This is a genomic window from Erwinia aphidicola, from assembly GCF_014773485.1.
In the GTDB taxonomy this organism is placed as follows: Bacteria; Pseudomonadota; Gammaproteobacteria; order Enterobacterales; family Enterobacteriaceae; genus Erwinia; species Erwinia aphidicola.
The window spans coordinates 172256-195579 of sequence record NZ_JACXBP010000003.1 but is presented as its reverse complement, the minus strand read 5'-3'; the positions used below and the strand labels follow the sequence as shown (position 1 = coordinate 195579).

At 57.3% G+C, this 23324-nt stretch carries 21 protein-coding genes; 9 read left to right on the top strand and 12 right to left on the bottom strand.

Annotated features, from left to right (window positions below; translation table 11 throughout):
• Window positions 1-7: 7 nt before the first annotated feature.
• The 5 genes from ID864_RS08255 to ID864_RS08235 form a co-directional block, all read right to left on the bottom strand.
• Window positions 8-1816 (bottom strand): extracellular solute-binding protein, encoded by a 1809-nt coding sequence (locus ID864_RS08255; RefSeq protein WP_191149705.1) that lies wholly within the window; start codon window positions 1814-1816, stop codon window positions 8-10.
• A gap of 110 nt (window positions 1817-1926) precedes the next feature.
• Window positions 1927-3516 (bottom strand): cyclic di-GMP phosphodiesterase, encoded by a 1590-nt coding sequence (locus tag ID864_RS08250; RefSeq protein ID WP_191149704.1) that lies wholly within the window; start codon window positions 3514-3516, stop codon window positions 1927-1929.
• Window positions 3517-3744: 228 nt separating this feature from the next.
• Window positions 3745-4317: a bifunctional murein DD-endopeptidase/murein LD-carboxypeptidase gene (gene mepS, locus ID864_RS08245; protein WP_048915508.1), complete on the bottom strand. Its 573-nt coding sequence runs from the start codon at window positions 4315-4317 to the stop codon at window positions 3745-3747.
• A 508-nt stretch (window positions 4318-4825) separates the two neighbouring features.
• Window positions 4826-5533, bottom strand: coding sequence for a phosphatase PAP2 family protein (locus ID864_RS08240; RefSeq protein ID WP_048915509.1), 708 nt, complete (start codon window positions 5531-5533; stop codon window positions 4826-4828).
• Window positions 5534-5583: 50 nt separating this feature from the next.
• Window positions 5584-6552, bottom strand: a complete 969-nt coding sequence (locus ID864_RS08235) for a CobW family GTP-binding protein (RefSeq protein WP_048915510.1) — start codon at window positions 6550-6552, stop codon at window positions 5584-5586.
• A 119-nt stretch (window positions 6553-6671) separates the two neighbouring features.
• Between ID864_RS08235 and ID864_RS08230 the strand changes: the two genes are divergently transcribed.
• Complete coding sequence (locus tag ID864_RS08230; RefSeq protein WP_099754033.1) at window positions 6672-6989, top strand: hypothetical protein; 318 nt, start codon at window positions 6672-6674, stop codon at window positions 6987-6989.
• A 78-nt stretch (window positions 6990-7067) separates the two neighbouring features.
• Here the strand turns inward: ID864_RS08230 and yeiP are convergent, their stop codons facing one another.
• Complete coding sequence (gene yeiP, locus ID864_RS08225; RefSeq protein WP_048915512.1) at window positions 7068-7640, bottom strand: elongation factor P-like protein YeiP; 573 nt, start codon at window positions 7638-7640, stop codon at window positions 7068-7070.
• A 228-nt stretch (window positions 7641-7868) separates the two neighbouring features.
• Between yeiP and ID864_RS08220 the strand changes: the two genes are divergently transcribed.
• A complete protein-coding gene (locus ID864_RS08220) occupies window positions 7869-8123 on the top strand; it encodes a YkgJ family cysteine cluster protein (RefSeq protein WP_048915513.1) in 255 nt (84 codons plus the stop codon).
• A 1-nt stretch (window position 8124) separates the two neighbouring features.
• Here ID864_RS08220 and ID864_RS08215 read toward each other — a convergent pair whose 3' ends face one another.
• Window positions 8125-9333 (bottom strand): sugar efflux transporter, encoded by a 1209-nt coding sequence (locus ID864_RS08215; protein WP_191149703.1) that lies wholly within the window; start codon window positions 9331-9333, stop codon window positions 8125-8127.
• A 373-nt stretch (window positions 9334-9706) separates the two neighbouring features.
• Here ID864_RS08215 and fruB point away from each other — a divergent pair, with 373 nt between their 5' ends.
• The 3 genes from fruB to fruA are packed head-to-tail and all read left to right on the top strand — an operon-like array spanning window position 9707 to window position 13486.
• Window positions 9707-10840 carry a fused PTS fructose transporter subunit IIA/HPr protein gene (gene fruB / locus ID864_RS08210; protein ID WP_048915515.1) on the top strand — a complete coding sequence of 378 codons (1134 nt, stop codon included), beginning with the start codon at window positions 9707-9709 and terminating at the stop codon, window positions 10838-10840.
• On the top strand, window positions 10837-11775 hold the full coding sequence (fruK, locus tag ID864_RS08205) for a 1-phosphofructokinase (protein ID WP_048915516.1): 939 nt from the start codon (window positions 10837-10839) through the stop codon (window positions 11773-11775). Before fruB ends, fruK begins: the two co-directional genes overlap by 4 nt.
• A 16-nt stretch (window positions 11776-11791) precedes the next feature.
• On the top strand, window positions 11792-13486 hold the full coding sequence (gene fruA / locus ID864_RS08200; RefSeq protein ID WP_048915517.1) for a PTS fructose transporter subunit IIBC: 1695 nt from the start codon (window positions 11792-11794) through the stop codon (window positions 13484-13486).
• Window positions 13487-13569: 83 nt separating this feature from the next.
• Here fruA and nfo read toward each other — a convergent pair whose 3' ends face one another.
• The gene (gene nfo, locus ID864_RS08195; RefSeq protein ID WP_048915518.1) at window positions 13570-14412 is read right to left on the bottom strand and encodes a deoxyribonuclease IV; all 843 of its coding nucleotides are present in this window, start codon (window positions 14410-14412) and stop codon (window positions 13570-13572) included.
• Between the two features lie 65 nt (window positions 14413-14477).
• The gene (locus ID864_RS08190) at window positions 14478-15530 is read right to left on the bottom strand and encodes a YeiH family putative sulfate export transporter (RefSeq protein WP_062818164.1); all 1053 of its coding nucleotides are present in this window, start codon (window positions 15528-15530) and stop codon (window positions 14478-14480) included.
• A 149-nt stretch (window positions 15531-15679) separates the two neighbouring features.
• Between ID864_RS08190 and yieE the strand changes: the two genes are divergently transcribed.
• The 4 genes from yieE to ID864_RS08170 all read left to right on the top strand — a co-directional run bounded on the left by yieE (window position 15680) and on the right by ID864_RS08170 (window position 20209).
• The gene (yieE, locus tag ID864_RS08185; RefSeq protein ID WP_048915520.1) at window positions 15680-16546 is read left to right on the top strand and encodes a DNA-binding transcriptional regulator YeiE; all 867 of its coding nucleotides are present in this window, start codon (window positions 15680-15682) and stop codon (window positions 16544-16546) included.
• Window positions 16547-16739: 193 nt separating this feature from the next.
• A complete protein-coding gene (locus ID864_RS08180) occupies window positions 16740-18206 on the top strand; it encodes an amino acid permease (protein WP_048915521.1) in 1467 nt (488 codons plus the stop codon).
• 135 nt (window positions 18207-18341) lie between these two features.
• Window positions 18342-19424, top strand: a complete 1083-nt coding sequence (locus ID864_RS08175; RefSeq protein ID WP_133623249.1) for a FecCD family ABC transporter permease — start codon at window positions 18342-18344, stop codon at window positions 19422-19424.
• A complete protein-coding gene (locus ID864_RS08170) occupies window positions 19424-20209 on the top strand; it encodes an ABC transporter ATP-binding protein (protein ID WP_048915525.1) in 786 nt (261 codons plus the stop codon). The genes ID864_RS08175 and ID864_RS08170 overlap by 1 nt, the downstream gene beginning before the upstream one ends.
• Before the next feature lie 175 nt (window positions 20210-20384).
• Here ID864_RS08170 and fghA read toward each other — a convergent pair whose 3' ends face one another.
• From fghA to ptrR, 3 genes are all read right to left on the bottom strand, one after another.
• Window positions 20385-21227, bottom strand: a complete 843-nt coding sequence (gene fghA, locus ID864_RS08165) for an S-formylglutathione hydrolase (protein ID WP_048915526.1) — start codon at window positions 21225-21227, stop codon at window positions 20385-20387.
• A gap of 11 nt (window positions 21228-21238) precedes the next feature.
• The gene (locus ID864_RS08160; protein ID WP_048915527.1) at window positions 21239-22366 is read right to left on the bottom strand and encodes an S-(hydroxymethyl)glutathione dehydrogenase/class III alcohol dehydrogenase; all 1128 of its coding nucleotides are present in this window, start codon (window positions 22364-22366) and stop codon (window positions 21239-21241) included.
• 62 nt (window positions 22367-22428) lie between these two features.
• On the bottom strand, window positions 22429-23307 hold the full coding sequence (gene ptrR / locus ID864_RS08155) for a putrescine utilization regulator PtrR (RefSeq protein WP_048915528.1): 879 nt from the start codon (window positions 23305-23307) through the stop codon (window positions 22429-22431).
• Window positions 23308-23324: the final 17 nt, after the last annotated feature.

Here is a 23324-nt window from a genome sequence, read left to right as displayed (position 1 = left end):
TGGCTCCTTAACGACGTTGCGCCGGCAGCTGTGCGGCTTTATTGACATCGTACCACCAGTTGTCGATGCCCTGCGCATAGGTCGGGCGCGTGGTCGGCATCGAGAACTTGTTCCAGTACGCATAGCGATCGTTGGCGGCATACCACATCGGGATCATGTAATAGTTCCACAGCAGCACCCGGTCCAGCACGCGGCCCAGCGGCAGCAGGGCATCTTTGTCGCCCTGATGCTGCACAATCTGCGCAATCAGATTATCCACCAGCGGGCTGGTCACGCCCGGCGTGTTCCATGAAGAGTCGATATAGGCGGAAGCCCAGACAATCTGCAGCTGCGCATCCGGGGTGGCAAACGCCAGGTAGCGCGTAGGCAGCATATCGAAATCGCGCTTGCGCAGGCGCGCCAGGTACTGTGAGCTGTCAACCTGGCGCACGTTCATCGTAATACCAATACGCGCCAGATTATGCTGGAACGGCAGCACCCACTGGTCGTTGCCGCCGCTGCGCAGCAGCAGTTCGAAGCGGAATGGCTGGCCGGTTTTCACATTCACCAGCTGCTGATTTTTCAGCTGCCAGCCCGCCTGCTTCAGCAAATCCAGCGCCTGCATCAGTTTGCTGCGGTCATAGCCTGAAGCGTCCGACTTTGGCGGCTGATAGATCTTATCAATCACGTCCGAAGGATACTGGCCTTTTAACGGCCCTAAAATTTCCAGCTCTTTGGCATCCGGGTAGTTGCGCGCAGCGTATTCGGTGTTCTGGAAATAGCTGTCGACGCGCTGGTAGGCGTTGTAGAACAGCGCTTTGTTCATCCATTCAAAATCAAACAGCAGGGAGAGTGCTTCACGCACGCGGCGGTCGGCAAACTGCGGCTTCTGGATATTAAACGCCAGCCACTGGGTATCGGTGCTGACGGTATTTGGAACCTCTTCCTTAACGATATAGCCGCGTTCAAAGTTATTGCCGCTGTACTGCGTCGCCCATTTTTTTGCCGACCCTTCGGCACGGAAATCAAATGCCCCGGCCTTAAACGCTTCAAAGGCGACATTATCGTCCAGATAGTAGTCATAGCGCATGGTGTCGAAATTGTAGCGGCCTTTATTCACCGGCAGGTTTGCAGCCCAGTAGTTTTTCACCCGTGTATAAGTGACTGACTGGCCCACTTTATAGGCAGTGATGCGGTACGGACCGCTGGACGGTGGCGGTGACGGCAGCGGGTCGGCGAGGTTGTGATCTTTCCAGAAGCTTTTCGGAAAAACTTTCGACGACAGCAAGGAGAGCATCTGATCACGGTCCGACTTTGGCAGCTCAAAACGTACCGTCAGGCGCGAAATGGCTTTTGCCGTTACGCCCTTATAGATCACGCGATATTGGGGCACGCCCTGGGTCATAAACATATTAAAGGTGAAGGCCGCATCTTCAGCGGTAATCGGCGTACCGTCGTGGAAACGCGCGCGCGGATTGATACTGACCTCAACCCAGCGGTAATCATCCGGATAGCGCGCGAACTCGGCCACCAGCGGGTAAAGGCTGCCGGTTTCATCATCCGAGGAGGTAAACAGCGTGTCGTACAGCGACTCCGTTCCTACGGCCGGGTTGCCGCGCATGGCGTAGCGGTTAAAGTTGTCGTAGGTGCCAATGGCGGAGAGGGTAATGCTGCCGCCTTTCGGTGCGGCCGGGTCGGCATAATCAAAGTGGTTGAAACCGCTGGCGTATTTCGCTGTACCCAGCTGAGCAAAGCTGTAGCTCACATTAATCTTTTCCGCCTGGACAACGCTGGCGGTCAGGGTAAATAGCGTCAGGGCAACAATACGCGCAATCATGGTTTCATCGGCTCCCACCTGTGACGGGTCAGTAATCTGCTTAAGCCTGACACCATTAGCCGGGCGGAGCAATGATATTAAAGGCTTTTTACCCGCTTTGACAGTATCTGCTAGAGGTTGACGCTGAGAATTTTAGCCGGTACCTGCTGCTGCAGATAATATTCGATCAGCTGCGCCACGCCGCGCGGACGACTAAACAGATAACCCTGCATATGGGTCACGCCGCGGTTAATTAACCATAGCGCCTGTTCTCCGGTTTCCACCCCTTCGGCCACGGTTTTAAGATTAAGCTTTTTCGCCAGGCTCAGCACGGTGTCCAGCACCGGTGAGTTTACCGTCTCCATGCCGATGCTCTGCACAAAGCCACGGTCAACCTTCAGGTAGTCAAACTGGAACTTTTCCAGATAGATCAGGGCACTGTGACCGGTGCCGAAATCATCAATGGCAATTTTAATTCCGCGCTCGCGGATCCAGTCGAACACCTCATCGGCATTTGCCTCAGCCACCATGGAGCGTTCGGTAATCTCAAACATATACCCAAAGTGGTCTGCAGGCATCGCGCTAATCCAGTCGTTGACGTCCTGACGGAAGGTCGAATGAACCAGATGAGCGGGGGAGAGATTAACACCCATTTTGGTGCCCTTAGGCACGGCGTGACGCAGGCGATGGGCATCGCGCGCCACCAGGCGAAACAGATGGCGGGTCAGTGGGACGATCAGGTTCTGCCCTTCGGCGTAGCTGATAAAGGAGTCCGGTGGAATGCGTCCCTCGGTCGGATGCGTCCAGCGTAGCAGTGCTTCGATCGCGTAGGGTTTGCCGCTGCTGGCATCAATGACCGGCTGGTACTCAACGTGAAACTCGCCGCGCTTAATCCCCAGCAGGATCTCCTTGCCGGGGCGCAGGCGCAGGGTCAACAGCAGGAAGCAGCCGCAGGTAATCAGCACGCCCAGCAGTAGCCCGGCCAGCAAAATAATATGAACATCGCGCCCCGGCAGCACTTCGCCATACAGATAGAGCGTGAGTGGATAGCCCGGAATGGCGATTTTACGCAGCGGGCTGGCGGGCAGCTGACTGCGGTTGACCACTTTGTCATTCCAGGTGGTCAGCGCCCTCTGCCCGGCGGCAATCGCCATACCGCTGATCTCCTGCTGGCGCGAAGCGAGCAGCAGGTAAGGGGTCAGGTTGATATTCAGCGTGGTAAAAATCCCACTGCCGGGCTGGGAAGCATTCTTCAGCCACAGCACGATAGCGGGTGTGTTGCGCACCATTGGCGTTTCGGGGATCAGGCGAATATCAACGGCACGGCTGGCGTCGGTTTCGGGTGAGATTTCATCGATATCCAGCGCCATGGGGCCGGTGGCGGATGAACAAAAAGCGCTGTGATCTTTCACCAGCAGGATGGCGCGAATATTGGCTGCAAAGGCCGCGCGCTGGGTTAAATCACTGCGAACCTGCTCACAGGGAGCCTGCGTCGCGCCCTGCAAGGGCAACAGGGTGGTTTTCAGCTCATCGAAAACGTTGATGACATAAGACTGCGTATATCCGGCAAGCCGGTTATGGCCTTCGGAGCGCCGATTCCAGGTCAGGATCAGCGTGATAGCAACAAATAACAGAAAAAAGAGCAGCCCCATTGCCGCACTCAGGCAGATTATCCTGCGCGGATGCGTCACATGCCGCCTGACGGTGGTGGTGAGTGGCATTGGGTGTTTTCTCCCGTTTTCGCCGGTTCTTATTATGTTGTCGTCAAATACTGCTCTCTGGTGAAGCCCATGAGAATATAACGGCGCTGGCCGTTCTGTCTCTATGATTATTGATGTGTACCAATCCTTTTTCAGCGCCGCTATTTGCGCTGAAAATCAGGCAAAAAAAAACGCTGCCTGGGCAGCGTTTTCATATCTCGTGTTTCGCGAACTTCAGGAGATCGGAAGTTAGCTTTGCGTATGGCTCAGTACGCGACGTGCATCGCGGTAGCGATTTTTCCAGTATGAGTCATTCAGGTTAGAAATCATCACACCGCTGCTGGTGGAGGCATGAACGAAGTTATCATTACCGATATAAATACCGACATGACGACCCGTAGAGCCTGCACGGAACAGAACTAAATCACCCGGGCGCAATTTCGTGCGCTGAATACTTTTACCGGTATCTTCCTGCTCATAGGTCGAGCGGGGCAGATCCAGGCCAAACTGCTCACGGAACGTGTTCTGTACAAAGGCGGAGCAATCAACGCCGCGCTTGCTGGTACCGCCTAAGCGGTAACGCACACCTTTCCAGTCCGCGTACTGGTCCATCAGGCGGGATTTGATATCCACATTCTGAACCATCTGTTCGAATTCATCCTGAGACGCTTGAAGTAAAAAACCGTTCTGGCTTTTAACTGCATGAGTATCAGTTTGTACATTGTGTCCGCTGTTCGAACTACATGCTGACAACAGCGCCGCTAACGCGACAGCGGGGAGCGCCCGCAAAACATATCTCAGAATAGGTTGAGACTTGACCATTATGTTTGTGATCCCTTGAAGTCCTTAACGACCAAGTCGTTAGAAAAGTGACGGAGCGAAACGAGATTAATTAGTCCGGTGAGCTAAGACAATTCGGAAAACGTTAAAATGTGTGATTTAGCACACTTTAAAATGTAACTTACCGAAATACTTTAGCCAGATCGTCTAATTGAAAGTGAGGTTAACCGATTACAAGCCGCATGGCGAGGGGTTTTAAGCAGTTTTTTATAGGTTTTTGTGATGTGAAATCATTACGCAACGAATTGATTACATTATCGTCAATTTGCAGCGCAACCGTGTGCACCTAAGTGCAATTTTGCAACAACGCGCTCATAGTCAAGTTAAAATCAGAATTATCGGGCTGGACGGATGGGAAAATCAGAGGATTTTGTGCGGGCCAGGGCATAATAAATTCTATTTATCACGCTTCGTTAGCAGACTAATTAATTTCAATTATCGCAGCAGCAGGCGAGGAAATATTCCCCGCCGTTTCGCTACTGCCGATAAATTATTTCCGCGGCTTATATTTTCCCGGCAGGTTTCGATCCAGCCAGTTAACCAGATAATCACTCGCCGGAGTGATCAGCCACCAGCTCATACCAACCAGCACTATCGATAACGAGCCTACGGCGATATCGGTAAACCAGTGGGCGCCAATCATTACGCGCGGCAGAGCAAATACCAGCACGATAACCACAGCGACGGCAAACGCGCGCCGGGTGAAATAACGCAGCATAAAGCAGGCGAATATCATCAGCATCATGCCGTGATCGCCCGGGAAGCTGTCCGCAGAGGAGTCTTTAGTCGGGATGCCGGTCAGCCTGGTCACGTGGTTGACGTCCGGGAAGAACTTCGTCGGGCTGCCGTGAGAGACCGGGATCAAATGCCCTAACTGGTTCAGACCGACCGCGGTAATCAGCATCGTGATGCCAATCGCCAACATCCGGCGGCGCCCCTGTGGGGTTTCACGGCGCCAGAAGTGCAGATACAGCGCACCCATCGCCAGCAGCGACACGCCGTCAAACGCGCGGAAGTTGGTGATGGCTACCAGCCACAGCAGGGCCTGGTTAGTCACCAGATGCTGGTTAAACCAGTAGAAAATCGTCTTGTCGAGGATAAACCACTGGCCATGATTCTCCGGCAGATACCACGAGAAGAACAGCGCAAAGCCCGCAGCGTTCAGGGCCAGTATTGTTAGCAGGCGTTTAGTTGTCATTGTGATTAAGGATTTATTAAGAAATGTCGCGGCGTAGAGTATGCCTGACATTATAAACGAAGGCTCAACAAAGCACTTTGTAAAATATTCCAGTCGGACTGTTCCTGGTGAATAAGCTCAATCCGACTGTCCGGCGGCGGCAACTGGCGGGTTTCGATATGGAAGTCGGCGCCCTGGCGGTTAATGCTCACCTGGCCCTCGGCGATCCGCAGCACGCCCTTTACGCGCGAAACGGGCGCCAGTCGCGCCCATTCAAGCAGGCCGATGGTGTCGAATACGGTGTCACTGTCGAAAATCCAGCCCGCCGCATAGTAGCCCTGGCCCTGATTAAGCGCGCGGCGCCAGCGGGAATTTTCATTCAGCCGCAGCGAGGCCAGCGGTGAGGGGGCGCCGTGATGGTGGTGCAAAGGGGAGGGTAATACCTGCTGATTGCTGCGCGGCCGATCGAGCAGGGCGGCGTCGATGGTGCCTTGAGAGGTGCGCACCAGCGGCCGCGCCTGGCCGAAATCCTGCTGCCACTGGCTGAGCGCCGTTTGCGTGACTTCGTCCCAGCGATCCTGCTTATTGGCAATAATGATATCGGCGGCGGCCAGCTGATCGCGGAAGTTTTCATTTTCTACTACGCGATTATCCGCCAGCTGGCGCGGATCAAGCAGGCAAAGCGTGGCGCGCAGATCGATCCACGGCTGATATACCGCCGCCGATAACATATCCAGGATCTGTTTAGGGTGGCCAAGGCCGGTGGGTTCAATCAGCAGGCGGTCGGGCCGGGTCTGCTTGAGCAGCATATTTAGCCCGACCTGCATTGGCAGGCCGTTGACGCAGCACATGCAGCCGCCAGGTATTTCCTTCAGAACCGCGCCGCTCTCCGCCAGCAGGGCACCATCGATACCGATTTCGCCGAACTCATTTACCAGCACCGCCCAGTTTTCACCTGCAGGTTTGCTGGCCAGCAGATGGCGCAGGGTGGTGGTTTTTCCGCTTCCCAGAAAGCCAGTAATCAGATTTACGCGGGTCATCGGCACTCCTTGAAGAAACTTTAATGATATTTATCGTTCTTTACCGTGATTTGTTTTCATCATGTAACTAATTGTAATTGGCTATCCTAATAAGGAACACAATAAACGATGAGGTGAGCATGAAAAGCATTCTTTCGGCTGCGGCCGTGGTGCTATTCGCCTCATGGACGAGCAGTGTTATGGCAGGGAATAGTCAATCAACGAGCGGTACGGGTGTTATTAATTTTCAAGGCAGTATCGTTGAGTCTCTCTGCGATTCCGATGTGAATAAAACCCAGGTTAATGTCTCCTGTCAGCGCAACGGCAAGACAAAAGTCAGCACGCTGGCACTGAACAGCACGACCGCACAGCAGTTGCCCTACAATATCGGCAGCAGCAAAATCCACTGGATTGATGCGCAGCGAAGAGTGGGGATTGTCACGGTAGAGTATCAGTAGTCACAATCAAGTTGTTATAACATAACATCAACGGCGCCGTCATCAGACCGCGCCTTTTTTTATGGTCGCAGGCGAAGGCTAGTCAGCGCGGCTCATGTAACGGCGTTCCGGGATGTGAATGCGGATTTTGTCGCCGTTGCTCAGGTATTCCGGCACCTGCACCACCAGGCCGGTACTCATTTTGGCCGGTTTGGTGCGGGCGCTGGCGGAAGCGCCTTTAATGCCAGGTGTGGTTTCAACGATTTCCATGTCCACCGTTTGCGGCAGCTCCAGCGCCAGAATCTGGCCGTCCATGGTCAGCACCTGAATACCCGGAATGCCGCCTTCCGGCAGGAACAGCAGCTCATCTTCAATCTGCTCCTGTTTAAAGTTGTAAGGGGTGTAGTCTTCGTCATCCATAAACACGTACTCGTCACCGTCAATATAGGAGAAAGTGACCTGACGGCGGCTTAGCTGGATGGTGTCGAGAAGGTCATCGCCTTTGAAGCGCTCCTCGACTTTCAGGCCGGTACGCACATCGGTAAAGCGCATCTTATAAAGGGTAGACGCGCCACGGGCGCTGGGGCTTTGTACATCAATATCTTTGACTAACAGCAGCTTGCCGTTGTAATTGATCGCCATGCCCTTTTTAACTTCGTTCGCTCTTGGCATAAAACAGGTCTCGTCGTGAAGAGGATAAATTATCGCGACACGTTACTCGCGCCGCTGCCGCCAGGCAAGATGGCGCAGTGAAAATATCTGGTCGGAAGATCATCAAAATCTCGGGAGATCGCAGGGGGCGACCTTCTTTTTTGGTCGACCCGATCGGGCCATCGTTAAACAATAGTATTCAGCAGGGCGAGCTGCTATTGTCGCGATCTTATTACAGGGGGGTCAGTGATGGAATGTCGTGCCGGATGTGGTGCCTGCTGTACAGCACCGTCAATTTCATCGCCTATTCCCGGCATGCCGAACGGCAAACCGGCAAACACACCCTGCGTGCAGCTCGACAGCCAGTCGCGCTGCAAAATATTCGGCTCCCCGCTGCGGCCCAAAGTCTGTGCCGGGCTGCAGCCGGAATTGACGATGTGCGGCAGTAGCCGCCAGCAGGCGATGGTGTTTCTGCTGGATCTGGAGGCGCAAACCGCGCCCTGAATTACCCTTGTGCCACTTCACAACTCTGCACTTTTGGTTCCGGCACGCGTAACAGGCAGGCGATTGCTGCCGCCATCATCACCACCGCAAACCACAATACGCCATGATAGCTCCAGAACTGCGCCACGGCACCCGCCAGCGCGCCGCCAATAATCCAGCCCATCCGCGTTGAGTTGGTGAACAGCGTAGTGGCCGCTCCGGCCTGGCCGGGCATCATATCCTGGAAGTAGATCATGCCAATACCCGCGAGGATACCGATAAACACCGCATTCAGCCCCTGCAATACCAGCATCTGCATCTCACCATCAAACAGCAGCGTGCCGGTGTAAAACAGCAGCCCGGCAACGGCGGCGATGCGCATTAACAGGCGTTTGCCAAAGCGCTTAGCGTAATAGCCCGCCAGCAGCATGATCGGGATCTCCAGCCCGGCCGCCAGCCCCATCATGATCCCCGCCAGCTTGTCCGGCAGATGCAGTTCATTGACTACGTATAGCGGCATGGTAATCAGATACAGTCCGTTGCAGGACCACATCAGGGTGCAGGCGATAAACAGCGTCAGGGTAGCGCGGCGGTGCTGGCGCGGCGCCTGAATGGGTTTTGCGGTCACCTGCGTCGTTTTGCGCATTGACGGCAGCAGGTAGCGAACAATGACCGCGCATAGCACAAAGGCAATGGCGGCGGTGAGATACATGGTGCGGAAACCATAGCCTAGCGCCAGCGCAAAGGCTAAAGGTGGGCCTATCATCCACGCCAGAGAAATCTGTGCGCGCATCACCGAGCTGAACATCACGCTCTCGCGCCCGGTTTTATCGGCGTGCTCACGCGCCAGCGCAAACATTTGCGAGGTCGCGCTGCTGCCAAAGCTGGAAAGCAGCACGCCAGTGAGTAGCAGCACGAAGTAGTTGCGGTTCCAGGCAAACAGCAGGGAAGCCAGCGCACCGAGCAGGCAGCAGTAAAGGATCAGCGTTTTTCGGTCGCCTTTACGGTCCGAGTAACGCGCCAGCAGCTGGCTGACCAGAATGCCAATGACCGCATTAAAGGTGAAAAACAGCCCAACCATAAAAGGCCGCACCTGCACTTCGGTGGTGAGAAACAGGCTGAGGGTCGGGGTCTGCAGCGCCCCGGCGAGGCCAGAGATAAAAGCCACCACGAGGAAGGCCAGCGAGCGGTTGCCGGGCAAGGTTCTGGCGGGTGCAGCGGGTATTTGCATGGGGTAATCGGGCCTGATAAGGAAAAACGGCGAGATTTTACGCCGTTATCCAGCGGGCGGGAATGCTTTTGCAATCCTTTGCGCAAGTGTGTGGAATTAACGCACTTTTTGCACAATAAAGCCCTGTATCGTCTGGCTTCAGCAGGCCTTCAGCTATTTGAGTTAAGGGGCTCTTTTTCCGAAAAACCTTGATGAAATGTGCGGGACATCAAAAATCTGCTACGCCGTTCACAGTAAAACTTGCAACGGATCCGCTAACGGGACCAAACTCATTGAAACGTTTCAGCGTTGTCGCTTCAGGTTGTTATCAAGGTGATAGCGCTTTTTTTCTCAAATTAGCTGAAACGATTCAAATTCAGCAGCGAGGAGAACCATGTTCCAGTTAGAACTCAACGCCATTAAGCCTGGTGCCCAGGCCGGCGACAAACAGGATGCCATTCGTCAGGTTGCTGCCGCGCTGACCGCAGCAGGTAACGTGGGCGAAGGCTACGTAAACGGCATGCTGGCGCGTGAACAGCAGACCTCTACCTATCTGGGTAACGGCATCGCTATTCCGCACGGTACCACCGATACCCGCGACCTGGTGCTGAAAACCGGTGTGCAGGTATTCCAGTTCCCGCAGGGCATCGCCTGGGGTGACGATCAGACCGCCTATGTGGTGATCGGCATTGCGGCGAAGTCTGACGAGCATCTGGCACTGCTGCGCCAGCTGACGCACGTACTGAGCGATGATAGCGTAACGGAACAGCTGAAAACGGCCGACTCCGCCGAAACTCTGCGCAGCATCCTGATGGGTGAGAAGCTGGCCGCCGAATTCAAATTTGATACCTCGCTGATTGCCACCGACGTTGCAGCCAGCGATCTGATGACCCTGCAGGCGCTGAACGCCGGGCGTTTACAGCAGGCGGGCGCGGTAGATGCCTCATTCCTGACCTGCGTGATTGCCGGTAAGCCGCTGAACCTCGGGCAGGGCATCTGGCTGAGCGACAGCACCAGCGGTAACCTCGCCAGCGCCGTGGCAATCAGCCGCGCTGCCGCACCGTTTGATGTTAATGGTGAAACTGCACAGCTGCTGATCACCGTATCCGTCGCCGATGACCAGCCGTTAACCGTGCTCAACTATTTAAGCGATCTGCTGATCCAGCAGAAAGCCGATCGCCTGCTGAGCGCCGATGCCGCCGGGATCCTCGCGCTGTTAACCAGCGAAGTGTCCGAACAGGCAGACGTGCTGACCGAAGAGTTCAGCATTCGTAATGAACATGGCCTGCATGCCCGTCCGGGCACCGCCCTGGTCAGCGTGATCAAGCAGTTCAACTGTGATGTCACCGTGACTAACCTCGACGGCAGCGGCAAGCCCGCTAACGGCCGCAGCCTGATGAAAGTGGTCGCGCTGGGCGTGAAAAAAGGCCACCGTCTGCGCTTCACCGCCAGCGGTGAAGATGCCCGCGCCGCGCTGGATGCCATCGGCGCCGCCATCGCTTCCGGCCTGGGTGAGGGGGCAGCATGAGCAGACGCGTAGCCACCATTACCCTCAACCCGGCCTATGACCTGGTCGGGTACGTGCCGGAAGTTGAACGCGGAGAAGTCAACCTGGTAAAAACCACCGGGCTGCACGCGGCGGGCAAGGGCATCAACGTGGCCAAAGTGCTGAAGGATCTCGGCATCGACGTCACCGTTGGCGGCTTCCTCGGCAAAGAGAATCAGGACGGCTTCCAGCACCTGTTTAGCGACCTTGGCATCGCCAACCGCTTCCAGGTGGTGGAAGGGCGCACGCGAATCAACGTGAAGCTGACTGAAAAAGACGGCGACGTGACCGACCTGAACTTCTCAGGTTTTGAAGTCACTGCTCAGGACTGGGAGCGCTTCACCGCCGACTCGCTGACCTGGCTGGGTCAGTTCGACATGGTCTGCGTCAGCGGCAGTCTGCCAGCAGGCGTCGATCCGGATGCGTTCACCGAATGGATGACGCAGCTGCGTACCCACTGCCCGTGCATTATTTTTGACAGCAGCCGTGAGGCGCTGGTCGCTGGCCTGAAAGCCGCGCCGTGGCTGGTCAAGCCTAACCGCCGCGAGCTGGAAATCTGGGCGGGGCGTAAACTCCCGACATTACAAGATGTGATTGAAGCAGCACATGCGCTGCGTGAGCAGGGTATCGCACACGTGGTGATCTCTCTCGGTGCCGAAGGGGCGCTGTGGGTGAATGCTTCAGGCGAATGGATTGCAAAACCACCTGCCTGTGAAGTTGTAAGCACCGTGGGTGCCGGTGATTCGATGGTTGGCGGGCTGATCTACGGCCTGCTGATGCGCGAATCCAGCGAGCATACACTGCGTCTTGCAACGGCAGTGGCGGCGATGGCCGTCAGCCAGAGCAACGTGGGCGTTACCGATCGTACCCAGTTGGCCGCGATGATGGCGCGTGTCGACCTACAACCCTATAACTAACAGCAGGAGAAGCTAAATGAAAACGCTGCTGATAATCGATTCTTCGCTGGGACTGGCAACGGGCTATCTGGCAAAAAATATCACCACTGCGGCTGCTGCAAAAGCCGGTCTGACGCTGACGGATAATCCGGCAGAGGCGGACCAGGTCATTGTTGCAGGTAAAAATATTCCAGCGGACAGCACGCTGAACGGTAAAGCCATCTATCTGGCGGATATCGAGCAGCTGATGCGCGAACCTGCACAAGTGCTGGCGAAAGCGCAGACTGACGCCCAGCCGTACACTGCGCCAGCGGTGAGCGCGGCACCGGCACCGGCTGCGGCCGCCAGCAAAGGGCCAAAACGCATCGTGGCCGTCACTGCTTGCCCGACTGGCGTGGCGCACACCTTTATGGCGGCGGAAGCCATCGACACCGAAGCGAAAAAGCGCGGCTGGTGGGTGAAGGTGGAAACCCGTGGTTCAGTGGGCGCGGGTAACGCAATCACTGCGGAAGAAGTGGCAGAGGCCGACCTGGTGATCGTCGCGGCGGATATTGAAGTGGATCTGGCGAAGTTTGCCGGCAAGCCGATGTACCGCACCTCTACCGGACTTGCGCTGAAGAAAACCGCGCAGGAACTGGATAAGGCCGTGGCGGAAGCCAAGCCATACCAGCCGCAGGGCGGCCACTCTTCCGCTACCGAAGATAAGAAAGAGAAAGCGGGGGCTTATCGTCATCTGCTGACCGGCGTCTCTTACATGCTGCCGATGGTGGTCGCAGGGGGTCTGAGCATCGCGCTGTCGTTTGCCTTTGGTATCACCGCGTTTAAAGAGCAGGGTACGCTGGCTGCGGCGCTGATGCAGATCGGGGGTGGCAGTGCCTTCGCCCTGATGGTGCCGGTGCTGGCAGGTTTTATTGCCTTCTCGATTGCCGACCGTCCGGGTCTGACCCCGGGGCTGATTGGCGGGATGATCGCCACCAGCATTAACGCCGGCTTCCTTGGTGGGATTATCGCCGGTTTCATTGCCGGCTATGCCGCGAAGTTCCTCAGCTCGAAGGTGAAACTGCCGACCAGTATGGAAGCGCTGAAGCCGATCCTGATCATTCCGCTGGTTGCCAGCCTGATCACCGGTCTGCTGATGATCTACGTCGTGGGCACGCCGGTTGCCGGCATTATGTCCGGTCTGACCGCGTGGCTGGCGAACCTGGGTACCGCCAACGCGGTCGTACTGGGGGCGATTCTCGGCGGCATGATGTGTACTGATATGGGCGGCCCGGTGAACAAAGTGGCCTACGCGTTCGGCGTTGGGCTGTTAAGCTCACAAACCTACGCTCCTATGGCAGCGATTATGGCCGCCGGTATGGTGCCACCGCTGGCGATGGGCCTGGCGACGCTGGTTGCGCGTAAGAAGTTCAACAAGGGTCAGCAGGAAGGCGGCAAAGCGGCGCTGGTACTGGGACTGTGCTTTATTTCTGAAGGTGCGATTCCGTTTGCGGCGCGTGACCCGATGCGCGTCCTGCCTTGCTGCATCATCGGTGGTGCGGTAACGGGTGCGATGTCGATGGCGATTGGTGCCAAACTGATGGCGCCACACGGCGGTCTGTTTGTACTGCTGATCCCTGGCGCTATCACCCCGGTGCTGGGCTACCTGGGGGCGATTATCGTCGGTACGCTCATTGCTGGCCTGGCTTACGCGGTGCTGAAGCGCCCGGAAGCAGAAGCACTGAAAGTGTAATCTTATCACCGTAGGGGCGGGGCATGCCTCGCCCTGGTAACAGGTTATCAAAAGGGGTCAGGCATGCCTGACCCCTACTTTTTTTAACGCTGTTCCGACTTCAGCCACGCAATCTCATCTTTCCAGATATCCGGGTTAACGGTTTCCAGAATCATCGGGATCCCGTCAAAACGCGCATCCTTCATTAGCCAGCTAAACACCGTTTTACCAATGTTGCCTTCGCCAAGACTGTGGTGACGGTCGACGCGGCTGTTAAACTCGCTCTTGGCATCATTGAGGTGCATCCCGCGCAGATACTGGAAGCCAACGATACGCTCAAACTCGGCAAAGGTTTTCACACACTCATCTTCCGTGCGCAGATCGTAGCCCCCGGCAAATGCATGGCAGGTATCAATGCAGACGCCGACGCGGGATTTATCCTCAACGCCGTCGATAATCGCGGCCAGATGTTCAAAGCGGAAGCCAAGATTGCTGCCCTGACCGGCGGTGTTTTCGATCACCGCCGTCACCCCTTCGGTTTTATCCAGCACGATATTGATCGACTCGGCGATACGCTTCAGGCAATCCTCTTCGCTAATCTGATGCAGATGGCTGCCGGGATGGAAGTTCAGCAGCGTCAGGCCGAGCTGCATGCAGCGCGTTACTTCATCATGGAAAGCTTCGCGCGACTTCTCCAGCGCTTCACTCACCGGGTGGCCGAGGTTAATCAGGTAGCTGTCGTGCGGCAGGATCTGCCCGGGCGTGTAGTGATACTTTTCACAGGCGAGGCGAAAGGCGGAAATCACTTCATCAGTCAGCGGAGACGCGCGCCACTGGCGCTGGTTTTTGGTAAAGAGCGCGAAAGCAGTCGCTTCCAGTTCATATGCGCGTTGTACCGCCTGATCCACACCGCCAGCCGCGCTGACGTGGGCACCGATATATTTCATGCCGTTCTCCTGTTAATGATTCTGCGCAGTGCAGGCGCATCATCATAACCGGAAAACGGCAGGAATTATGCCATCAAATGCGCGACCGCCAGATTGATCGCACCGCCACCGACAATCAGCCAGACAAACAGCATCAGTCCGAGCAGCAGGGGTTTCAGGCCCGCCTTTTTCAGTGAGCCAGCATGGGTGGTCAGGCCAAGCGCCGCCATTGCCGTTGCCAGTAAGATGTTATCCAGCTGATTGATATAACTAATCACCACCGGCGGCAGCAGATGCAGCGAGTTAAACAGCGTGACCACAATGAACATCAGCGCGAACCACGGGAAGGTAATCGGTCCGCTGCTTTTGCTGCTGTCACTGCGGCGCACCTGCGCTGCCAGCAGCACCAGGAACGGCGCAAGCATCATCACGCGCAGCAGTTTGGCGATGACCGCTGAGTTCTCCGCATCCGGGCCAATCGCGTGACCGGCGGCCACTACCTGCGCCACTTCATGCATGGTGGAACCGGTATAGACGCCGAATTCACTGGCGCTGACCTGCGGCAGCCAGTGGCTCACCAGCGGCCACATCAGCGGATAGATAAAGATTGCCAGCGTGCCGAAAATCACTACCGTCGCAATGGCGACCGCGACTTTGGCCGGGTCCGCTTTCACCACCGGCTCGGTCGCCAGTACCGCCGCGGCGCCGCAGATGCTGCTACCCGCGCCGATCAGCCAGCTGGTATCACGGTCCAGCCCCAGCACGCGCTGCCCCAGCCAGCAGGCAAGCACGAAGGTGGAGCTGAGCGTCAGCGCATCGATAATCACACCGCTAATGCCGACATCGGTAAGCTGTTGCAGAGTTAAGCGAAAACCATACAGCACGATACCGGCGCGCAGCAGGCGCTGTTTGGCCAGCACGACGCCGCTGTCACAGCGCACGGCAATGCGCGGATAGACGCTATTACCGACCACGATCCCGCCGATAATCGCCAGCGTTAACGATCCCAGGCCCAGCGCGGCGATATGCGGTTGGTTGCCCAGCCAGATCGCCGCAGCGGCAATAACCAGCGCCAGCAATACGCCGGGTGCAAAACGCGTTGGACGCGGATGATGATGAGTAATATTCAGTTCAGCCATGATCTCTTCTCCTTATGCAATATCCACATAATGAGGGGGGCTGGTATAAAAGAGAAATTGATTATATATTTATAATTAACCACTATAAGTGTTAACGCGTCATCGTCTGATCGAGGCCCGATGCGCCGCAATAACAGTAAGGAACGACTATGCATATCACGCTGCGCCAGCTGGAAGTTTTTACCGAGGTGCTGAAAAGCGGATCGACCACCCAGGCATCTCAGGTGCTGGCGCTGTCGCAGTCGGCCGTCAGCGCCGCCCTCGCCGATCTGGAGGGGCAGCTCAGCGTGCAGCTGTTTGACCGCGTCGGTAAACGGCTGGTCATTAACGAGCATGGCCGCCTGCTGTATCCGCGCGCGGTCGGATTGCTGGAGCAGGCGCTGGAGATCGAGCAGCTGTTTCGTGAAGATAACGGCGCGCTGCGCGTGTCGGCCAGTAGCACCATTGGCAACTATCTACTGCCGGGGATGATCGCTAACTATCGCCGCGATTTCCCGGCGCTGCCGCTGGAGATGAGCGTCGGCAACAGTCAGGATGTGATCACCGCCGTGGCGGATTTTCGCGTCGATATTGGCTTAATTGAGGGGCCGTGTCATATGGCCGAGCTGATCACCGAGCCGTGGCTGGAAGATGAGCTGGTAGTGTTTGCCGCACCGGGTGCCGCGATCCTCAGCCAGCCGGTCTCACTGAAAAGCCTGGCGGCTGCGCCATGGATCCTGCGTGAGCATGGTTCCGGCACGCGTGAGATTGTCGATTATCTGCTGCTGTCGCACCTGCCGCAGTTTGAGCTGGCGCTGGAGCTGGGCAATTCGGAGGCGATTAAAAATGCGGTGCGCCACGGCATGGGGATTAGCTGCCTGTCGCGGCGGGTGATTGCCGAGCAGCTGGAGATGGGAACGCTGGTGGAAGTGTCGATACCGCTGCCCGCGCTCAAGCGCACGCTGTACCGCATTCACCACCGCCAGAAGCATATTTCGAAAGCGCTGAGCCGTTTCCTGAGTTACTGCACCGAGTAACCGGGCCGACGATCCTCCGCAGGGGGCGACCATTTTTTCGCTCGCCCCCTGCTGAGGGTTTACACCTGACGTACCCGCGCTAATAATCCGCCGCCGATCATGAAGCTAACTTATAACGTGGCGTTATCGCTATACCGGGATGCCCATGTTGCTATAATCGCGCCTCATTTTTTGCAAGGCGCAGCGTTAAAACATGGATCATGACACAAAAACAACACAACCGCCTGGGTTAAGGCGTGAGCTTAAAGCTCGTCATTTAACGATGATCGCCATTGGCGGTTCAATTGGTACCGGTCTGTTTGTCGCCTCTGGCGCGACCATTTCGCAGGCTGGCCCGGGCGGGGCGCTACTCTCATACGCGCTGATCGGCCTGATGGTTTACTTCCTGATGACCAGCCTCGGTGAGCTGGCGGCGTTTATGCCGGTCTCAGGCTCATTTTCTACCTACGGCGCAAAATACGTCGAAGAGGGCTTCGGCTTCGCGCTGGGCTGGAACTACTGGTACAACTGGGCGGTGACCATCGCCGTTGACCTCGTCGCCTCACAGCTGGTGATGACGTGGTGGTTCCCGGATACCCCTGGCTGGATCTGGAGCGCGCTGTTCCTCTGCCTGATCTTCCTGCTTAACTACATCTCGGTGAAAGGCTTCGGCGAAGCGGAATACTGGTTCTCGCTGATCAAGGTCGCCACCGTGATCATCTTTATTATTGTCGGTGTGGCGATGATCGTCGGCATTCTGCGCGGCGGTGAGAGCGCGGGCTGGCACAACTGGCAGATTGGCGATGCGCCATTCTCCGGCGGGTTTGCCGCCATGATCGGCGTGGCGATGATTGTCGGCTTCTCCTTCCAGGGCACCGAGCTTATCGGCATCGCCGCCGGGGAGTCGGAAGATCCGGCGAAGAACATTCCGCGCGCGGTGCGCCAGGTGTTCTGGCGTATCCTGCTATTCTACGTGTTGGCCATTCTGGTGATCAGCCTGATCATCCCGTACACCGACCCGAGCCTGCTGCGCAACGATGTGAAAGACATCAGCGTCAGCCCGTTCACCCTGGTGTTCCAGCACGCAGGCCTGCTGTCGGCTGCGGCGGTGATGAATGCGGTGATCCTGACGGCAGTACTGTCGGCGGGTAACTCCGGCATGTACGCCTCCACGCGTATGCTCTACACCCTGGCGTCTGAAGGCAAAGCGCCGCGCATTTTCGCCAGGCTGTCGAAAGGCGGCGTGCCGCGTAATGCGCTGTATGCCACCACCGTGGTCGCGGGAATGTGCTTCCTGACCTCAATGTTTGGTAATCAGACCGTCTACCTGTGGCTGCTGAATACCTCGGGCATGACCGGCTTTATCGCCTGGCTCGGGATTGCTATCAGCCACTACCGCTTCCGCCGCGGTTATGTGGCGCAGGGGCACGATCTGGCCGATCTGCCTTACCGCTCCGGCTTCTTCCCGCTGGGGCCGATCTTCGCCTTCGTGCTGTGCCTGATTATTACCCTCGGCCAGAACTACCAGGCATTCCTGTCCGACACCATCGACTGGGGCGGCGTGGCGGCAACCTACATCGGTATTCCGCTGTTCCTGATTATCTGGTTCGGCTTCAAGCTGACGCGCAAAACGCGTTTCGTGAAGTACAGCGAGATGGAATTCCCGAAATTCGAGAAATAAATCGGGCGGAAAGTTAACTCAGGCGCGGGCTCTCCGCGCCTTTTTTTATTCTGAAATCTGGGATTACAAATATTACTGATACGTATTATCATTTGCTCTATTTTATCGCACCTGAACACAAAAACAGGGATTCAAATGAGTGTAACCCACGAACCGCTGGCGACCTCTGCCGCGCAGCCTCCTGAAGGCGTGATGGGGCGCTACCATCAGCTGCTGCGCCACCGCCTGCTGATGATGGCGATTCTGCTGCTGGCGATTGTCGCCTCGCTGGTGCTTGACTTTACCCTTGGCCCTTCGGGCCTGTCGCTCTCCACGCTGTGGCAAACGCTACTGTCGCCGGAAACGGTTGATGCCGGCACCCGGGTGATCGTTTGGGATATTCGCCTGCCCTATGCGCTGATGGCGGTGGTGGTTGGGCTGGGGCTGGGGCTCGCCGGGGCTGAGATGCAAACCATCCTGAATAACCCGCTGGCCAGTCCATTTACCCTTGGCGTCTCCTCCGCCGCCGCGTTTGGCGCCGCGCTGGCGATTGTGCTGGGCATCGGTATTCCGGGCATTCCCGATCAGTGGTTTATCTCCGCCAATGCGTTTGTCTTTGCGCTGTTTGCCGCGCTGATGCTGGATGCGGTAACGCGCTGGACGCAGGTGGCAACCTCCGGCGTGGTGCTGTTCGGCATTGCGCTGGTGTTCACCTTCAACGCGCTGGTGTCGATGATGCAGTTTATCGCCAGCGAAGACACTCTGCAGGGGCTGGTATTCTGGACCATGGGCAGCCTGGCGCGCGCGTCGTGGGATAAACTGGGCGTGCTGTGCATCGCGCTGCTGGTGCTGGTGCCGTTTTCGCTGCTCAGCAGCTGGAAACTGACCGCGCTGCGCCTTGGAGAAGATCGCGCCGTCAGCTTTGGCATCGACGTGCGCCGCCTGCGCCTCGCGACGCTGCTGCGCATCAGCATTATCTCCGCGCTGGCGGTGGCGTTCGTCGGGCCCATTGGCTTTATCGGCCTGGTGGCACCGCATATCGCTCGAATGCTGTTTGGCGAAGATCACCGCTTCTATCTGCCTGCCAGTGCGCTGACCGGGGCGCTGGTGCTGTCGATGGCCTCGGTGGTGTCGAAGAATTTGATCCCCGGTGTGATCATTCCAGTGGGCATTGTGACCTCGCTGGTGGGCGTGCCGTTCTTCCTGAGTATTATTCTGCGCCACCGAGGAAGTGTCTGATGCAGGGGTTAAAAATCAGCGGCTTTAACGCCGGTTATCCGAAGCGCCAGATTATCAGCGACCTCAATGTGCCCATGCTGCCACGCGGCAAAATCACCGTACTGCTGGGGCCGAATGGCTGCGGTAAATCGACGCTGCTGCGCTCGCTGGCGGGGCTTAACCGCGCCTCCGGTGAGCTGTGGCTCAATGGTGAAGAGCTGATGGCGCTGCCGTTTGCCCGCCGCGCCAGCCGCGTGGTCTACCTGCCGCAGTCGCTGCCCGCCGGGGTGCATCTGCACGTGCTGGAGTCGATTATCGTGGCGCAGCGCGCCAGCGGCGGGCGGAGCAGTGCTGCCAGCGAAGCGGAAGTGATGGCGCTGCTGGAGCAGTTGGGGATCGCTCATCTGGCGCTCAGCTATCTTGACCAGCTTTCCGGCGGGCAGAAGCAGCTGGTGGGCCTGGCGCAGTCATTGATCCGCCGCCCGGAGCTGCTGCTGCTGGATGAACCGCTTAGCGCGCTGGATCTGAACTACCAGTTCCACGTGATGGATCTGGTGCGGCGCGAAACGCGGCTGCGCAATATCGTCACGGTGGTAGTGGTACACGACATCAATATCGCGCTGCGCCACGGTGAGCATGTGCTGATGTTGCAGAACGGCGAGCTGATAGCGGATGGATTGCCAGAAGAGGTGATCACGCCGCAGAGCCTGGCACGGGTTTACGGCGTGAAAGGGCGCATTGAGCGCTGTTCGCAGGGCACCCCGCAGGTATTAATTGATGGATTAGTTGAATCACCGGCGTTTTGATTATGGGCCGACCGGAAAAAAAAGGTCGGCCTCTGGGCGCAATGTGATTATGGGCCGACCGGAAAAAAAAGGTCGGCCTCTGGGCGCAATGTGATTATGGGCCGACCGGAAAAAAAGGTCGGCCTCTGGGCGCAATCATGTAGGGGCCGACCCTCTGTTTCGGTCGGCCCGTTTTTTATGCCAGCAGATGCTGCGCATGAAAGCGCAGGTGATCCTCAACAAAACTGGCGATAAAGAAGTAGCTGTGGTCGTATCCCGGCTGCTCACGCACCGTTAACGGATACTTCACCTCCAGCGCAATCTCTTCCAGCCGCTGCGGCCGCAGCTGATCGGCGAGGAACTGATCGCTGTCCCCCTGGTCGATCAGCATCGGCAGCACCGCACCGCCGTTACGCATCAGCCAGCAGCTGTCGTATTGACGCCACGTCGTCTCATCATCACCCAGATAAGCGCGGAAGGCTTTTTGCCCCCACGGCACTTCCAGCGGATTGACGATAGGGGCAAATGCCGACACCGAGCTGAATTTCCCCGGATTACGCAGCGCAATCATCAGCGCGCCGTGGCCGCCCATCGAGTGCCCCATTATCGCCTGACGATCGCTGACGTTGAAATTACCGGAAATCAGTGCCGGTAGCTCATCGTTGATGTAGTCGTACATACGAAAATGGCTGGCCCACGGTGCCTCGGTGGCATTGAGGTAGAACCCGGCGCCCTGGCCGAGGTCATAGCCCTCGTCATTGGCAACGCCTTCGCCGCGCGGGCTGGTATCCGGCATCACCAGCACCAGCCCCAGTTCGGCGGCTACGCGCTGCGCCCCGGACTTAACGCTGAAGTTCTCATCGCTGCAGGTCAGCCCCGCGAGGAAGTACACCACCGGCGGCGGGGTACTGCCTTTTGGGCCAGGCAGGAATACGCTAAAGGTCATCGCGCAGTTGAGGCTGGTTGACGGGTGGCGATAGCGCTGCTGCCAGCCGCCAAACAGGCGATGTTCTTCTAAAAGCTCCAGTGTGGATGGCATCCTTTCCTCGCTTATTTTTTGTTGAAATGAATCACAGAGCGAATGGATTTGCCTTCGTGCATCAGGTCAAACGCTTCGTTAATCTCTTCCAGCGGCATGGTGTGGGTAATAAAGTCGTTAAGCTGGAACTCACCGTTCATGTAACGCTCAACAATGCCCGGCAGCTGCGAACGGCCCTTCACGCCACCAAAGGCGGAACCGCGCCATACGCGTCCGGTCACCAGCTGGAATGGACGGGTAGCGATCTCTTCGCCTGCACCGGCCACGCCGATAATCACTGACTCGCCCCAGCCCTTGTGGCAGCACTCCAGTGCGGAACGCATCACGTTGACGTTGCCAATACATTCAAAGGAGAAGTCGACGCCGCCGTCGGTCATTTCGACAATCACGTCCTGAATCGGCTTATCGAAATCTTTCGGGTTGATCAGGTCAGTGGCACCGAGCTTGCGCGCCAGGTCGTATTTGCTGGTGTTGATATCGATACCAATAATGCGCCCAGCCTTGGCCATTTTAGCGCCGATAATCGCCGACAGACCGATGCCGCCCAGGCCGAAGATCGCCACGGTATCGCCTTCCTTCACTTTCGCGGTGTTCATTACCGCGCCCATGCCGGTGGTCACGCCACAGCCCAGCAGGCACACTTCTTCCAGCGGCGCTTCTTTACTGACCACCGCCAGCGAGATTTCTGGCACCACGGTGTACTCAGAGAAGGTAGAGGTACCCATATAGTGGAAGATCGGCTGGCCGTCTTTAAAGAAGCGGGTGGTGCCGTCCGGCATCAAGCCCTTGCCCTGGGTGGTGCGGATTGCCTGGCACAGGTTAGTTTTACCGGACAGGCAGAATTTACATTTGCCGCATTCCGGAGTGTAAAGCGGGATAACGTGGTCGCCAACCGCGACGCTGGTCACGCCTTCACCGATGGCTTCCACCACGCCGCCGCCTTCATGGCCGAGGATCGCCGGGAACACGCCTTCCGGATCTTTGCCAGAAAGGGTGTAGGCATCGGTGTGGCATACGCCGGTGGCGACGATGCGTACCAGCACTTCGCCTTTTTGCGGCGGCATCAGATCCACTTCTTCAATCTTCAGCGGCTCACCGGCGGCCCAGGCTACGGCGGCGCGTGTTTTAATCATCTGCATATATTTTTTTCCTGTCAGTCGTGGAGAGAGTTAAGCGTAACCAGGGTTGAGGAAAAGCGCCGCTAATCGCTGGACTTCTCGTCAAATTGTTCAATAATCAGGTACTTCAGCGCTTCCACGTTGGGGGTGAAAGCATCGCGACGCCACACCAGCCAGGTGTCGGTATCACGTAATTCAGCGGGGATGGGGTGCTGGCGCACGCGCTCGCGACCGGGCATCTGCTCCAGCACGGCGGCGGGTAACAGTGCCAGGCCGCCACCGCTGGCCACGCAGGCCAGCATGGCATGATAGGACTGGATCTCCATCACGTTGCCGGGCTGTACCCCGGCGGCGCGGAACCAGTTCTCAAAGCGCACGCGATAGGAGCAGCTGGGACGAAAGCCAAACAATGTACAGCCTGCGGCGTCAGCCGGCTGGGTTATCAGGGCATGCTCGGTGCTTGAGATCAACACCATCTGCTCAGGAAACGCTTTACAGCTGTTCAGCTCATCAACGTTAATTGGGCCGTCGACGAGCGCGGCGGCCAGCGTACCGGCGCGCACGCGCTCAATAATATCGCCGGAAGTGCCGGTACTCAGCGCCAGCGATACGGCCGGATAGCGCTGATGAAACTCGGCCAACAGGGTGGGCAGGCGAGTGGCGGCGGTGCTTTCCATCGAACCGAGCGCGAAATTACCCGCTGGTTCGCCGCCTTTCGCCATATTGAGCGCTTCCTCGCTCAGCGCCAGAATGCGCTGGGCATAGCAGAGAAAATTATGCCCCATCGGCGACAGGCGCAGGCGCTGTTTTTCGCGGATAAACAGCTCGGTGCCCAGCTCTTCTTCCAGCTGGCGCAGGCGAGTGGTGAGGTTGGACGGGACGCGATGAAGCTGCTCCGCCGCGCGCACCACCGATCCGCTTTCGGCCACGGCACAGAACATTTTTAGCTGGGTCAGATCCATGTATTCTCTTATTGTAA